Below are 12,563 nucleotides of genomic sequence, written 5' to 3'. Positions count from 1 at the left end.
ATGATCTGCTATACGGTCAGCCGACGCACCAGGCCGGAGCAGGGCCGATGCCCCGGCCGATCGGTCACCGGCAAACGCGGTTCCAACCGGCGGCGACCGCCGGGCCCCAGCAAGGGAGGCCCCGGACCACCACCGGAGACCGCTGGGCAAGCACGAGAGGCCCCGGACCACCACCGCAGACCACTGGGCAAGCACGGGGGGCCGCCGCTCTCTAAGCTGGCCTGGTGGCCCGCGACTGGTACGCCTGGCATGCCGACTACGACCACCCGGACTCCGCCCTGGCCCGCCGGCTCGCCGAGGTGCGGCGGCAGGTGGGCGCGGCGCTGGACCGTGCTCCGGCCGGTCCGTTGCGGGCGGTCAGTCTCTGCGCCGGCCAGGGCCGGGACCTGGTCCCCGTACTGGCCGAACACCCTCGGCGGGCCGACGTCACGGCCCGGCTGGTGGAGCTGGATCCCCGCAACGCCGAGTTGGCCGGCGAGGCGGTCCGGGCCGCCGGACTCACCGGTGTCGAGGTGGTCCGGGCCGACGCCGCCCGGACCGACGTGTGGGCCGATCTCGTCCCCGCCGATCTCGTCCTGGTCTGTGGCCTCTTCGGGAACATGGGTGACGCCGACGTGCGGTCGGTGATCCGGCACTGCGGGGAGCTCTGCGCGACCGGCGGCACGGTCGTCTGGACCCGGCACCGGGGAGCACCGGATCTGGTCCCGACGATCTGCGGGTGGTTCGCCGAGGAGAGCTTCGAGCTGCTCTCCCTCACCGATCCGCAGGTCCGCAGCGCGGTGGGGGCGCACCGCCTCACCGGCCCCTGCCGGCCGCTGTCGCGCGGGGCCACCATGTTCCGCTTCGTCGAGTCCGACCGGTCCGGCGGCCCACCCGAGACCGATACCGAGACCAATACCGACGCCGAGACCAATACCGCGACCGACGCCGAGACCGAGACCGACGCCGAGACCGGAGACAGAGACCGAGACCGGCAGCGAGAGCCATGCCAGGACCGGCAGCGACACCAGGACCGACGACGGGGGCGTTCGCGATGAGCACTGTGGAGGATGCCAGCCGGCCGTCCCGGGTCGCCGGACCGGACGAGGGGATCAGTCATGAGGAACTCCAGCTCGCCGCCCGCAACCACGGCATCCCGCTGGAGGCGCTGAGCTACGACGTCACTCCGGCCGGTCTGCACTATCTGCTCATCCACTACGACATCCCGGTGCTCGACGCGGCGGCCCACACGCTGACCGTGGACGGAGCGGTGGCCACGCCGCTCACCGTCGACCTGGCCGCTCTGCGGGAACGTCCCCGGGTCACCCACCGGGTCACCCTGGAGTGTGCGGGCAACGGCCGGGCACTGTTGCGTCCCCGGCCGGTCAGTCAGCCCTGGCTGGTCGAGGCGGTCGGCAACGCCGAGTGGACCGGTACGCCGCTGGCGCCGCTGCTCCGCGAGGCCGGCCTGGACGCCGACGCCGTGGACGTGGTGTTCACCGGCGCCGACCACGGGTTCGAACGGGGGGTCGAGCAGGACTACCAGCGCGCCCTACCGGTCGCCGACGCGCTGCGCGGGGAGGTCCTGCTGGCGTACGAGATGAACGGTGCTCCCCTGCTGCCGCAGCACGGCGCGCCGCTACGGCTGATCGTGCCGGGCTGGTACGGCATGGCCCACGTGAAGTGGCTGCGCCGGATCACGGTCCTCACCCGGACCTTCGACGGCTACCAGAACGCGGTGGCGTACCGGCTGCGTCAGGAGCCCGACGACCCGGGGGTACCGGTGACCCGGATCGCGCCGCGCGCCCTGGTCCGGCCGCCCGGCGTCCCGGACTTCATGTCCCGGGTCCGGGTGCTGCGTTCCGGTCCGTGCACGGTGGACGGACGGGCCTGGTCCGGGTACGGCCCGGTGGTGTCGGTGGAGGTGACCACGGACGGGGGCGACACCTGGGCACCGGCCAGGCTGGACGATCCGGTCGGTGGTGAGTGGGCCTGGCGGCGCTGGTGGTACGACTGGACGCCGCAGCCGGGGCGGTACGTGCTGGGCGCGCGGGCCACCGACGCGTCAGGGCGCAGCCAGCCGGTCGAGCCGCCGTGGAACCGGGGCGGCTTCGCGAACAACCTGGTGCAGCGGGTGGACGTGGTGGTCCTGGCGGACTGAGCTGAGCGCCGCCGCAGGGGCCGAAACCGCAAGCGCCCACGCCGGCGACACGGCACGACGGGCCAACGACACGACGCACCGACGAGCCGACGGGACGACAGCACCACGACACGACAGCGCGGGCACCACGGCGCGGGGAGCACGGCGGGACGGGCCGAGGAGACGGCGCGACGACACGAACGGCGACGGGACGGCGGAATCCTGGACGGCGACGGCTGGGCGATGCAGCTCGGGCACGCTCCGGCCGGGGTGGGACGGTGGGGCCGTGGCTGGCGTCAGCCGCCGAAGCCCGAGTCGGCGGGGAGGGAGATGTCCGGCTTCTCCAACTCCTCGACGTTGACGTCCTTGAACGTCATCACTCGGACATTCTTGACGAAGCGCGCAGGACGGTACATGTCCCACACCCACGCGTCGTGCATCTCCACCTCGAAGTAGACCTCGCCGTCGGAGTTGCGCACGTGCAGGTCGACCTGGTTCGCCAGGTAGAACCGGCGTTCCGTCTCCACCACGTAGGAGAACTGACGGACAATGTCGCGGTACTCCCGGTAGAGCTGAAGCTCCATCTCGGTCTCGTACTTTTCGAGATCTTCCGCGCTCATCGCACTCCGCCCTCCATGACCACATCTTCCCCCACCGGTGCCGGCGGTCGAGGCTGCTCGCCCAACGCCACGCCGACGGTACCCCCTGACCGCCCCGAACGCTCCATCGGCTCGTGACCCGGCACCCGCGCGGGACGCCGGGCGCGGGGCGGACGGCCGTCCCGGCCCGAGATCGCCGCCACGTTGACGTACGAGAACCGGTGCTCCGGGCACGGCCCGTGCTCGCGCAGCGCCGCGGTGTGCTCGGCGGTGATGTACCCCTTGTGCTCGGCGAAGCCGTACGCCGGGAACTCGGCGTCCAGCGCCACCATGATCCGGTCCCGGGTGACCTTGGCGAGCACGCTGGCCGCCGCCACGCAGGCCGCCACCCGGTCACCCTTCCACACCGCCAGCCCCGGCACCTCCAGGCCGTCCACGCCGAACCCGTCGGTCAGCACGTACTCCGGCCGGGTGGTCAACGAGGCGAGCGCCCGCCGCATCGCGGCCAGGTTGCACACGTGCAGGCCCCGGGCGTCGACCTCGTCGGCCGGGACGACCACCACCGCGTACGCCAGGGCGCGGGCCACGACCTCGTCGTACACCCGTTCCCGGGCGGCGGCGGTCAGCAGCTTGGAGTCGGCCAGCTCGTCGATCTCGCCGCGCCGTCCCTCGGGGAGCACCGCGGCGGCGGCCACCAGCGGCCCCGCGCACGCCCCCCGGCCGGCCTCGTCCGCACCGGCGACGTACCGGAAGCCACGCCGCTGCAACGCGCGTTCCAGGGCGTACAGGCCGCCGTCGCGGCGCACGACGGTACGCGGGGGCGTCAGCACGCCGCCTCACCTCCCAGTACCCGGGTCAGCACCGCCGGCAGGTCCACCGGGTAGTACCGCTCGGTGGTGGTCGCCAACTCCTCCGGCGGCCACCAGCGGTGGCCGGTGACGCTGGCCCGCTCGATGTCGTTGAAGCCCGTGGTGTCCACCTCCCACGCGGTGATCCGGACCAGGAAGAACTCCTGTTCCTGCCGGTACCAGACCCCGGCGAAGGGGAACTCGACCGTCTCCCGCCACACCGGCGTCCCCAGTTCGGCCGGGGTGAGCCGCAGCCCGGTCTCCTCGGCCAGTTCCCGGGCCGCGCCGGCCGCCGGCTCCTCCCCGGCGTCCAGGCCACCACCAGGGGTCAGCCAGTACCGGAAGTCGGGGCGGGCCGGGTCGACGCCGTGGAAGAGCAGGACCCGCCCGGCCGCGTCGACGAGCAGGACGCGCGCGGCGCGTCGGGGGGTGTGGACGGTCACCTCTCCAGCCTGCCAGACCGGTCCGGCGGACCGGCGACCACCCGAGGCGGTAGCGACCACCCGAGGTGCCCGCGACCACCCGAGGCGGTAGCGACCGTCCGAGGTGCCCGCGCCCACCCGAGGCCCCGGCCGCCGCCCGACCCAGGTACCCGGGACCGTCCGAGGTGCCGCCGGCCCCTCCGGTCAGGGGTTCGGGATGCCCTCGAAGGAGTCCGGCACCGACAGCCAGGTGGCCCGGTTGAACGGCCAGAACACGGTGAACGCCCGGCCGACCACGTCGTCCACCGGGATGGTCGCCTGGTCGATGTCCTGGAGCCGCTCCCAGTGCTCCAGCGAGTCGCCGGAGGCGGACCGGTGGTCGCCCATCACCCACAGCCGGCCGGCCGGGACGGTGATGTCGAACTCCTGGTCGGCCGGCTTGTCCCGACGACCGTCGGCCGAGTAGATGTACGGCTCGTCCAGCGACCTGCCGTTGATCATCAGACGGTCCTGCGCGTCGCAGCAGACCACGTGGTCGCCGCCGACGCCGATGACCCGCTTGATGAAGTCCTCACCGTCCGGGTTGCCGCTCCACTCGGTGGGCGCCTTGAAGACCAGCACCTCGCCGCGCCGGGGCTCCCGGAAGTCGTAGACCAGCTTGTTGACCAGCACCCGGTCATCGATCTTGAGAGTGTTCTCCATCGACGGGGAGGGGATGAAGAAGGTCTGCAGCACGAAGGCGCGTACCAGCACCGCGACCAGGATCGCCACACCCAGGAGGACCGGCAGCTCCTTCCAGAAGGAACTGCGGGGCTTGTCCGTCTGCTCGTCTATCACGAGTGGAGCCTACGTCGCCCGACGCGCATCGATCGACCGGAACGCGCGAGAAGCCAGCCCGCCCCGGCCAGTGGGACGAGCGGCAGCAGACCGCCGACGGTCCGGACCGGCGTGGGGGCGGCCGAGGGGGCGTCCAACCGGGCGAACGTCTCCGGCACCGGCAGGGACGTCCAGCGGGCCGAGGGCCAGACGATCAGGAAGGCCCGGCCGACCACGTTGTCGATCGGCACCGGCCCCTGGCAGCGGGCGTCCTGGGAGACCAGCCGGTGGTCGCCGAGGACGAACAGCTGGCCGGACGGGACCACCACCTCGTCGAACCGGCGGGACCGGCACTCCCGGGCGTTGGGCGGCAGGTCCAGCGGGGAGTCCCGCAGCACGTACGTCTCGTCGAGCGCGACACCGTTGACGGTGACCCGGCCCTGCTCGTCGCAGCAGGCCACCCGGTCCCCCGGGACGCCGATCACCCGCTTGATGAAGTCCTTCTCGCCGGGGCGGCTCACCCCGACCAGGTCGCCGAGGGTCTGGCCGAGCTTGCCCAGGAAGCCCGGCTCCGGGCCGGCCTCCACCTGGGGCGCCCAGCGGTCGGTGCCCCGGAAGACCACCACCTCGCCGCGCCGGGGCTCCCGGACGTCGTAGACGACCTTGTTGACCAGGACCCGGTCCCCGATCAGCAGGGTGTCCTCCATCGACCCGGACGGGATGAAGAACGCCTGGAGGAGGAACGTACGGATCAGGACGGCAAGGCAGAAGGCCACGATGAGCAGCAGGGGCAGCTCCTGCCAGAGCGGCATCTGCCGACGGGACCGCCGGGGCCGACGCCGCCACGGGTCGGCCGCGCCGTCCTCGTCCACTGTTTGCACCACGCCCACTCCCCGGTTGCGCAGACACGACTACCGCCCGGGAGCCTCTCGTCGAGGCCCCACGGGCGGTAGTGGAGATCGTCACTCCGGCTGCGCCCGCCCGACCAGAGTAGTTCGCCCGGGTTCGATGGGCGCGCTGGCGGTCGGTGGCGTGGCGACCGAGATCAGCTCGGCAGCTTCTCGCGCTTCTCCTTGATCTTGGCCTTCTTGCCCCGCAGCTCACGGAGGTAGTAGAGCTTGGCCCGCCGGACGTCACCGCGGGTCACGATCTCGATCCGGTCGATGGCCGGGCTGTTGAGCGGGTACGTCCGCTCGACCCCGACGCCGAAGCTGATCTTGCGGACGGAGAAGGTCTCCCGCAGACCGTCACCCTGGCGGCGGATGACCACGCCCTGGAAGATCTGCACTCGGGACCGGTTGCCCTCGACGACCCGCGCGTGCACCTTGACGGTGTCACCGGCGCGGAAGTCGGGGAGGTCGGTCCGCTTCGACTGGGCGTCAAGAGCGTCCAGGATGTTCATCGCTGCAACCTCGTAAGGCTCACGGCGCGCCGGTGGTCGGCACGCGAACGGGTGATTCTGATCCCCGGGTGGTGGTCGGCGGCACCCCCGGTCGGGACCTGCGCGGCGACCCCGGTCGGGGATCCTCGGCTCCACCCACGGTGTGAGCGGAGACGGCAACCTCCCTACTCTGCCACACCCCGGGTCGGCACCGGAAATCCGCCCTGCTCCAACGCCGCCACGTCCCGTTTGTCCAGGTCGTCGGCGAGCGCGGCCAGCATGTCCGGCCGGCGGGCGGCGGTCCGGCGCAGCGCCTCGTCCCGCCGCCAGCGGGCGATCCGGCCGTGGTCGCCGGAGCGGAGGATCTCCGGCACGTCGTGTCCGCGCCAGCTCGGCGGCTTGGTGTAGACCGGGGCCTCCAGCAGCCCGTGCGCGTGCGACTCCTCGTCCAACGAGCCGGCGTTGCCGAGCACCCCGGGCAGCAGCCGGGTGACCGCCTCCAGGATCACCAGCACCGCCACCTCACCGCCGAAGAGCACGTAGTCGCCCAGGGACACCTCGGTCACCGGCATCCGGGCCGCGGCGTGCTCCAGGACCCGCTGGTCGATGCCCTCGTACCGGCCGCAGGCGAACAGCAGCCGCTCCTCGGCGGCCAGCTCGTGCGCCATCGCCTGGGTGAACGGCGTACCGGCCGGGGAGGGCACCAGCAGCCGGGGCTGCGGGGCCTCCGCCGGGGCGAGCGCGTCGAGCGCCTCACCCCACGGCTCCGGCCGCATCACCATGCCCGGCCCGCCGCCGTAGGGGGTGTCGTCGACCGTGCGGTGCACGTCGTGGGTCCAGCTCCGCAGGTCGTGTACGGCCAGCCGGAGCAGCCCGCTGGCGCGGGCCCGGCCGATCAGCGACAGGTCGAGCGGGGCGAGGTACTCCGGGAAGATCGACACGATGTCGACACGCATGGTGGGGTGCTCCTGCCGGGATAGCAGCGGGCGTCACAGGTCGACGGGCACCACCGGCCGCAGCGGGCCCAGGTGCGACCGGCGGCACGGGCCGCAGCGGACGTCAGAGGTCGAGCAGACCACCGGGCGGATCGACGACGACCCGACCGCCCGCGAGGTCGACCTCGGGCACGATCGCCCTGACGAACGGGATCAGCGCGGTACGCCCCTCGGGGCGGCGCACCACCAGCAGGTCCGAGGCGGGCGCGTGGTCGATCCGGGACACCTCGCCCAGCCGTTCCCCGGCCGGGGTCACCACGGTGAGCCCGACCAACTGGTGGTCGTGGAACTCCTCCGGGTCGTCCGGGGCGTCGACCTCGGCGCTGTCCACCACGAGCAGCGTGCCGCGCAACGCCTCCGCGACGTCGCGGTCCAGCACCCCCTCGAAGGCCACCAGCATGCGGCCCTGGTGCCAGCGGGCCTCCTCGACGACCAACCGCTCGGGGACCCGGAACGGCACCCCGGGGCCGGGCGCCGGGTTCGCCGGGGGTGTCGCCCCGGGCTCGGTGCGCAGCACCATGCCCGGGGCGAAACGTGCTTCGGGCTCGTCGGTCCGCACCTCGACGGTGACCTCACCGCGGATACCGTGCGGTTTGCCGACCCTGCCGACGACGAGCAGCATCAGTACGAGTCGACGATGTCGACGCGTACCCCGCGTCCGCCGATGGAGCCGACCACCTGGCGCAGCGCCTTGGCGGTCCGGCCGGACCGCCCGATCACCGTGCCCAGATCCTCCGGGTGCACGCGGACCTCGAGCCGCTTGCCCCGACGGGAGTCGACCAGCCGGACGCGCACGTCGTCCGGGTGGTCGACGATGCCCTTGACCAGGTGCTCCAGGGCCGGACGGAGTGCCACGTCAGCCCTGCCCGCCGGCGTCGGCAGCAGCCGGCTCCTCGGTCTTCGGCGCCTCGGCCTTGTCCGCCTTCTCGGCCTTCTTCGCCGGCTTGGCGGGGGCGTCGGTCAGGCCGGCGGCGGCCTTCGCCTCGGCCTCGTACGCCGCCTGGCGGTCGGCCCGCTCGGCGGCGACCTTCAGCGGCGGCGGGGCCGGCAGGCCCTTGAACTTCTGCCAGTCACCGGTCAGCTCCAGCAGTCGCTGCACCGCCTCGCTCGGCTGCGCGCCGACGGACAGCCAGTACTGGACCCGCTCCGACTTGACCTCGATCACCGAAGGGTCCTCCTTCGGCTGGTAGATCCCGACGAACTCGATCGCCCGGCCGTCCCGCTTGGTGCGGGAGTCGGCGACGACGATGCGGTACTGCGGGTTGCGGATCTTGCCCATCCGCAGGAGCCGGATCTTTACGGCCACAGTGTTTTCGCTCCTGTTGCGATTCTCACCGGCCCGAACGGGCGGTGCGGCGGGTGAGAGCCGACCGGCACAGTGGGGTTTGGGCCGGGGACTGCTCGGTGGACTGGCATCGTGCCCGGGTTAGAGGGCGCCGGACACGTGCCGGATACCAGCCAGCTATTGTGCCAGACCTCCCGCCGCCCCTGCACACCGGGTCGGAACGGGTCGGGCCCGGACGCGCGGGTCAGCGGACCGGTGGGCGGTCCCAGCCCGGCGGCAGGGCCGGCGGTGCCGTCCAGTCCGCCGGCGGGGTGAAGTCGCACCAGGTGCCGTCGAACGGGAACTCCCCCGCCTCGGCGAGGGCGATCACCCGCTTCCCCTCGGCCCGCACCGCCGCCTCGTCGGCCACCCAGTAGTGCTCCGGGAAGGCCAGCCGCTCGGTGAACTCGTCCTCGTCCTTCCACTGCCAGGACCGGTCCGGCCGGACCACCACGTCGAGGTCCTGGTCCACCACGTCCACCCCGGCCAGCGTGCCGTCGTCCCACCGGACGCCGGGCTCCTCCAGGTTGACGTACCAGTTGGCGAAGCGCCCCTGCTCGTCGGAGAACCACCAGACCGAGTGGGCCGCCCCGGTGGGCAGGAACTTCAGCAGCGACGGACCGCTCCACCGGCCGACCCCCAGCCCGTACGACGGCGCGGTCACCCACTCGGCGAACGGCATCGCCCGCATGCCCCGACCGTCGGCGTGGATCTCGGCGGCCACCGGGGTGCCGCGGGCGATCCAGATCAGCAGGCCCCGCTCGTCGTCGCTGACCACCCGGGCCGGACGGACCCAGCCGATCCGCCCACGCCGCACGTTCCGGTGCACGATCAGCCGTCCCGGCTCGAACCTCACCACACATCACCCCCGCGTCCGCCGGGATCCGTACCGGCCGGCACCGGATACCGCCAGCTCAGTAGGCGCGGGCGAGGACGGCGACCAGGTCCGGCTCGTCCTCGGTGTCGGGCACGGAGCCGTCGGCGCGGAGCAGGCAGCGCACGGTGACGCCCTGGCCGTTCGCCTCGGCCTCACCGGCCACGCCCACCGCCGACCACGGCACCCGGGCCCAGCCGGTGGCGGCGGCCTCGATCGCCTCGGCCAGGGTGGTCACCTCGACCGTGCGGGACTCGCGGTGGGCCAGCGCCTCGTCGTGCAGGGCCTTCTGGTCCGCGTCGAGGGCGGCCAGCACCGCGCCCACCACGTCGGCCACCGGGGTCGGGGTCTTCGAGCCGTCGGTACGCCGGACCAGCACCGCGTTGCCGGCGGCCAGGTCACGGGGGCCGACCTCGACGCGTACCGGGTAGCCGCGCAGCTCGGCGTCGACGGCCCGGCGGCCGAACGGGGTGTCGACCCGGTCGTCGAGCGCCACCCGCACCCCGGCGTCGCGCAGCGCGTCGCGGAGCTTGGCCGCCGCCGCGCCGACGCCCTCGCCGTCCTTGACCACCATCACGTACGCCTGGATCGGCGCGAGCTTCGGCGGCACGCGCAGCCCGTTGTCGTCGCCGTGGCACATGATCAGGCCGCCGAGCATCCGGGTCGAGGTACCCCAGGAGGTCGTCCAGGCGTGCTCCCGGCCGCCCTCGGCGGAGGAGTAGGTGATGTCGAACGCCTTGGCGAAGTTCTGTCCCAGCTCGTGGCTGGTGCCGAGCTGGAGGGCCTTGCCGTCGCCCATCATGCCCTCGCAGGTGTAGGTGGCGGTCGCCCCGGCGAACCGCTCCCGGGCCGTCTTCAGCCCCACCTGCACCGGGATGGCCAGCACGTTCACCATCAGGTCCTCGTACGCCTCGTGCAGGATCTTGCGGGCGTAGGCGCGGGCGTCGTCCCGGGTGGCGTGCGCGGTGTGCCCCTCCTGCCAGAGGAACTCGCTGGTGCGCAGGAAGATCCGGGGGCGCAGCTCCCACCGGACCACGTTGGCCCACTGGTTGAGCAGCAACGGCAGGTCCCGGTACGAGTCGACCCACTTCGCCATGAACTCGCCGATCACCGTCTCGCTGGTGGGGCGGACCACGACCGGCTCGGCGAGCTGCTTGCCGCCACCGTGGGTGACCACCGCCAGCTCGGGCGAGAAGCCCTCGACGTGCTCGGCCTCCCGCTTGAGGTAGCTCTCCGGGATGAACAGCGGGAAGTACGCGTTCTCCGCCCCGGCGTCCTTGATCCGGGCGTCCATCTCGGCCTGCATCCGTTCCCAGATGGCGTAGCCGGCCGGTCGGATGACCATGGTGCCCCGCACCGGCCCGTTGTCGGCGAGCTTCGCCTTGGCGATGAGGTCCTGGTACCAGCGGGGGAAGTCCTCCGCACGGGGAGTGAGCACGCGTGCCATGACCGGACATCCTATGCGCCCCGGTGGCGGGGCCGGCGACCGGTCAGGGCCGGTCCCGTCGCCGGGTGGGTCGGCGGCCGTTCTGCCACCATGGGTGCGGTGGAGCTTCCCAGGCACTGCGGCACCTGCTGCGTGAGTCGCACCACGCCCGACCGGAGGATCTGCCCGACCTGGTGATGCGGGTGGCTCCGCTGGTGGACGTCCGGGCCGCCGTGATCTACCTCGTCGACCACCGGCAGCGGTGGCTGGTTCCGGTGCCCGGCCGACTCACCCCGTCCCGCCCGCCGGTGCCGATCACCGGCACCATGGCCGGGCGGTCGTTCAGCGTCCTGACCAGCCACGAGGTCGCCGGGTCGGAGGGCAGGTCGCTGTGGCTGCCGCTGCTCGACGGTACCGAACGGCTCGGTGTGCTGGAGCTGGTCGGGGACGGCCCCTTCGACGGGGCGCACCGTGACGGGTTGGCCGTGTTCGCCACCCTGCTGGCCGAGTTGCTGGTCTCCCGCGACCAGTACGGCGACGCGCTGGAGCTGATCCGGCGACGGGCACCGATGCGGCTCCCCGCCGAGCTGCTGCGGGCCCAGTTGCCGCCGTTGACCTTCGCCACCGAACGGCTGGTGATCAGCGGACTGCTGGAGCCGTGTTACGACGTGGGCGGGGACGCCTTCGACTACGCGGTCAACGGCGACCTGGCCCACCGGGCGCTGTTCGACGCGGTGGGGCACGGTACGCAGGGTGGCCTGCGGGCCGCGGTGCTCGCCGCGATCGCGCTGGCCGCGTACCGCAACGCGCGCCGGCTCGGGTTGTCGCTGGTGGGGACGTACCACCACATCGACGACGCGGTCCGGTCGCACGACCGGACCGGGATGACCACCGCGATCCTGGCCGAGCTCACCGACGGCCTGCCCGCGCCGGAGACGACCCGCCGGCTGATGCACGCCATCCTCGACCATCAGAACGACGTGCTCTCCGACGACGCCACCGTGCTGATGGCCCGCTGGCGGGGGCTGACCCGCCGGCACGCGGGCGGCCACCGGCGGCGTCCCGCCCACGCACCGGGTACGGGACAGCGGCGTCGCACCGGGGACGGCGGGCGGCGCCGACCGTAGACTTCGAGCGGATGGCCGAGATCCGGGACACCGCGCGGCAGCGGCTGCGGGACGTGATCGTGGACGCCGCCCGCGCGCAGACCGTCGCCGTGGGCTGGGACAGCGTCCGGATGGGTGGCGTGGCCAGGGCGGCGGGCGTGAGCCGGCAGACCGTCTACAACGAGTTCGGCAGCCGGGCGGGGCTGGCCGAGGCGCTCGCCCGGCGCGAGGTCGACCGGTTCGTCGGCGCGGTCCGCGCGGTGCTGCGCCGGCACGACGACGACGTACCGGCCGGGGCGTACGCGGCGATCGCGCACACCCTCACCGAGGCGGCCGACAACCCGCTGATCAAGGCGATCCTGTCCGGTCCCCGGGGCGGCTCGGACGAGTTGCTGCCGTACCTGACCACCCGTGCGGAGCTGGTGCTCGCCGAGGCCGCCGGTGCGGTACGGGAGTGGGCGGCCGGTCGGCTGCCCGACGCCGACCCGGCGGCGCTGGCCTTCGCCGCGGACGCGGTGGTGCGGCTGGTGGTCAGCCACATCGTGCTGCCGTCGGCGTCTCCCGAACGCACCGCCCACGCCCTGGCGGAGCTGGCGGTCCGGCTCCTCTCGTCGGCCCGCTGACCCGTCGGACTCGGGCCCGCCGGACCATCC

General features: G+C 73.1%; 16 protein-coding genes. 4 read left to right on the top strand and 12 right to left on the bottom strand.

All coding sequences use genetic code 11. From position 1 onward, the window contains the following. Positions 1-224 precede the first annotated feature (224 nt). On the top strand, positions 225-1,037 hold the full coding sequence (locus PVK37_RS14085) for a class I SAM-dependent methyltransferase (protein ID WP_275034406.1): 813 nt from the start codon (positions 225-227) through the stop codon (positions 1,035-1,037). After that, the gene (locus tag PVK37_RS14080; protein ID WP_275034405.1) at positions 1,034-2,140 is read left to right on the top strand and encodes a sulfite oxidase; all 1,107 of its coding nucleotides are present in this window, start codon (positions 1,034-1,036) and stop codon (positions 2,138-2,140) included. The genes PVK37_RS14085 and PVK37_RS14080 overlap by 4 nt, the downstream gene beginning before the upstream one ends. Positions 2,141-2,415: 275 nt before the next feature. On the opposite strand, the gene PVK37_RS14075 is transcribed toward PVK37_RS14080, so the two are convergent. The 12 genes from PVK37_RS14075 to proS all read right to left on the bottom strand — a co-directional run bounded on the left by PVK37_RS14075 (position 2,416) and on the right by proS (position 10,825). Continuing rightward, positions 2,416-2,739 carry a DUF2469 domain-containing protein gene (locus PVK37_RS14075; RefSeq protein ID WP_007075222.1) on the bottom strand — a complete coding sequence of 108 codons (324 nt, stop codon included), beginning with the start codon at positions 2,737-2,739 and terminating at the stop codon, positions 2,416-2,418. After that, on the bottom strand, positions 2,736-3,548 hold the full coding sequence (locus PVK37_RS14070) for a ribonuclease HII (protein ID WP_275034399.1): 813 nt from the start codon (positions 3,546-3,548) through the stop codon (positions 2,736-2,738). The genes PVK37_RS14075 and PVK37_RS14070 overlap by 4 nt, the downstream gene beginning before the upstream one ends. Next, on the bottom strand, positions 3,542-4,009 hold the full coding sequence (locus PVK37_RS14065; protein WP_275034397.1) for an NUDIX hydrolase: 468 nt from the start codon (positions 4,007-4,009) through the stop codon (positions 3,542-3,544). Before PVK37_RS14065 ends, PVK37_RS14070 begins: the two co-directional genes overlap by 7 nt. A 183-nt stretch (positions 4,010-4,192) precedes the next feature. Further along, the gene (gene lepB / locus PVK37_RS14060; RefSeq protein WP_275034395.1) at positions 4,193-4,825 is read right to left on the bottom strand and encodes a signal peptidase I; all 633 of its coding nucleotides are present in this window, start codon (positions 4,823-4,825) and stop codon (positions 4,193-4,195) included. Next, positions 4,822-5,688, bottom strand: coding sequence for a signal peptidase I (gene lepB / locus PVK37_RS14055; RefSeq protein ID WP_275034393.1), 867 nt, complete (start codon positions 5,686-5,688; stop codon positions 4,822-4,824). Before lepB (PVK37_RS14055) ends, lepB (PVK37_RS14060) begins: the two co-directional genes overlap by 4 nt. A gap of 161 nt (positions 5,689-5,849) precedes the next feature. Beyond that, a complete protein-coding gene (gene rplS / locus PVK37_RS14050) occupies positions 5,850-6,206 on the bottom strand; it encodes a 50S ribosomal protein L19 (RefSeq protein WP_275034392.1) in 357 nt (118 codons plus the stop codon). 164 nt (positions 6,207-6,370) lie between these two features. Further along, complete coding sequence (gene trmD / locus PVK37_RS14045) at positions 6,371-7,141, bottom strand: tRNA (guanosine(37)-N1)-methyltransferase TrmD (protein WP_275034390.1); 771 nt, start codon at positions 7,139-7,141, stop codon at positions 6,371-6,373. Positions 7,142-7,244: 103 nt separating this feature from the next. Then, positions 7,245-7,799, bottom strand: coding sequence for a ribosome maturation factor RimM (gene rimM, locus PVK37_RS14040; RefSeq protein ID WP_275035109.1), 555 nt, complete (start codon positions 7,797-7,799; stop codon positions 7,245-7,247). Positions 7,800-7,801: 2 nt separating this feature from the next. Continuing rightward, positions 7,802-8,062, bottom strand: coding sequence for an RNA-binding protein (locus tag PVK37_RS14035; protein ID WP_275035108.1), 261 nt, complete (start codon positions 8,060-8,062; stop codon positions 7,802-7,804). Beyond that, entirely contained in the window at positions 8,037-8,486 is a 450-nt protein-coding gene (gene rpsP, locus PVK37_RS14030) for a 30S ribosomal protein S16 (protein ID WP_275034388.1), read from the bottom strand. Before rpsP ends, PVK37_RS14035 begins: the two co-directional genes overlap by 26 nt. A 223-nt stretch (positions 8,487-8,709) precedes the next feature. After that, on the bottom strand, positions 8,710-9,360 hold the full coding sequence (locus PVK37_RS14025; protein ID WP_275034386.1) for a ribonuclease FAU-1 family protein: 651 nt from the start codon (positions 9,358-9,360) through the stop codon (positions 8,710-8,712). Positions 9,361-9,418: 58 nt separating this feature from the next. Next, positions 9,419-10,825, bottom strand: coding sequence for a proline--tRNA ligase (gene proS / locus PVK37_RS14020; RefSeq protein ID WP_275034384.1), 1,407 nt, complete (start codon positions 10,823-10,825; stop codon positions 9,419-9,421). A 65-nt stretch (positions 10,826-10,890) separates the two neighbouring features. Here proS and PVK37_RS14015 point away from each other — a divergent pair, with 65 nt between their 5' ends. Both PVK37_RS14015 and PVK37_RS14010 read left to right on the top strand, forming a co-directional pair. Continuing rightward, positions 10,891-11,931, top strand: a complete 1,041-nt coding sequence (locus PVK37_RS14015) for a hypothetical protein (protein WP_275034382.1) — start codon at positions 10,891-10,893, stop codon at positions 11,929-11,931. Between the two features lie 11 nt (positions 11,932-11,942). Continuing rightward, the gene (locus tag PVK37_RS14010; RefSeq protein WP_275034380.1) at positions 11,943-12,533 is read left to right on the top strand and encodes a TetR/AcrR family transcriptional regulator; all 591 of its coding nucleotides are present in this window, start codon (positions 11,943-11,945) and stop codon (positions 12,531-12,533) included. The last annotated feature ends 30 nt before the right edge of the window (positions 12,534-12,563 follow it).

Source organism: Micromonospora cathayae, from assembly GCF_028993575.1.
In the GTDB taxonomy this organism is placed as follows: Bacteria; Actinomycetota; Actinomycetes; order Mycobacteriales; family Micromonosporaceae; genus Micromonospora; species Micromonospora cathayae.
This window is presented reverse-complemented; position numbering and strand designations above follow the sequence as displayed.

Bases quoted from the DNA above. Each gene is read 5' to 3' on its own strand.
- proS (WP_275034384.1), bottom strand. From the start codon at position 10,825: ATGGCACGCGTGCTCACTCCCCGTGCGGAGGACTTCCCCCGCTGGTAC.
- rplS (WP_275034392.1), bottom strand. From the start codon at position 6,206: ATGAACATCCTGGACGCTCTTGACGCCCAGTCGAAGCGGACCGACCTC.
- PVK37_RS14075 (WP_007075222.1), bottom strand. From the start codon at position 2,739: ATGAGCGCGGAAGATCTCGAAAAGTACGAGACCGAGATGGAGCTTCAG.
- trmD (WP_275034390.1), bottom strand. From the start codon at position 7,141: ATGCGTGTCGACATCGTGTCGATCTTCCCGGAGTACCTCGCCCCGCTC.
- PVK37_RS14080 (WP_275034405.1), top strand. From the start codon at position 1,034: ATGAGCACTGTGGAGGATGCCAGCCGGCCGTCCCGGGTCGCCGGACCG.
- PVK37_RS14010 (WP_275034380.1), top strand. From the start codon at position 11,943: ATGGCCGAGATCCGGGACACCGCGCGGCAGCGGCTGCGGGACGTGATC.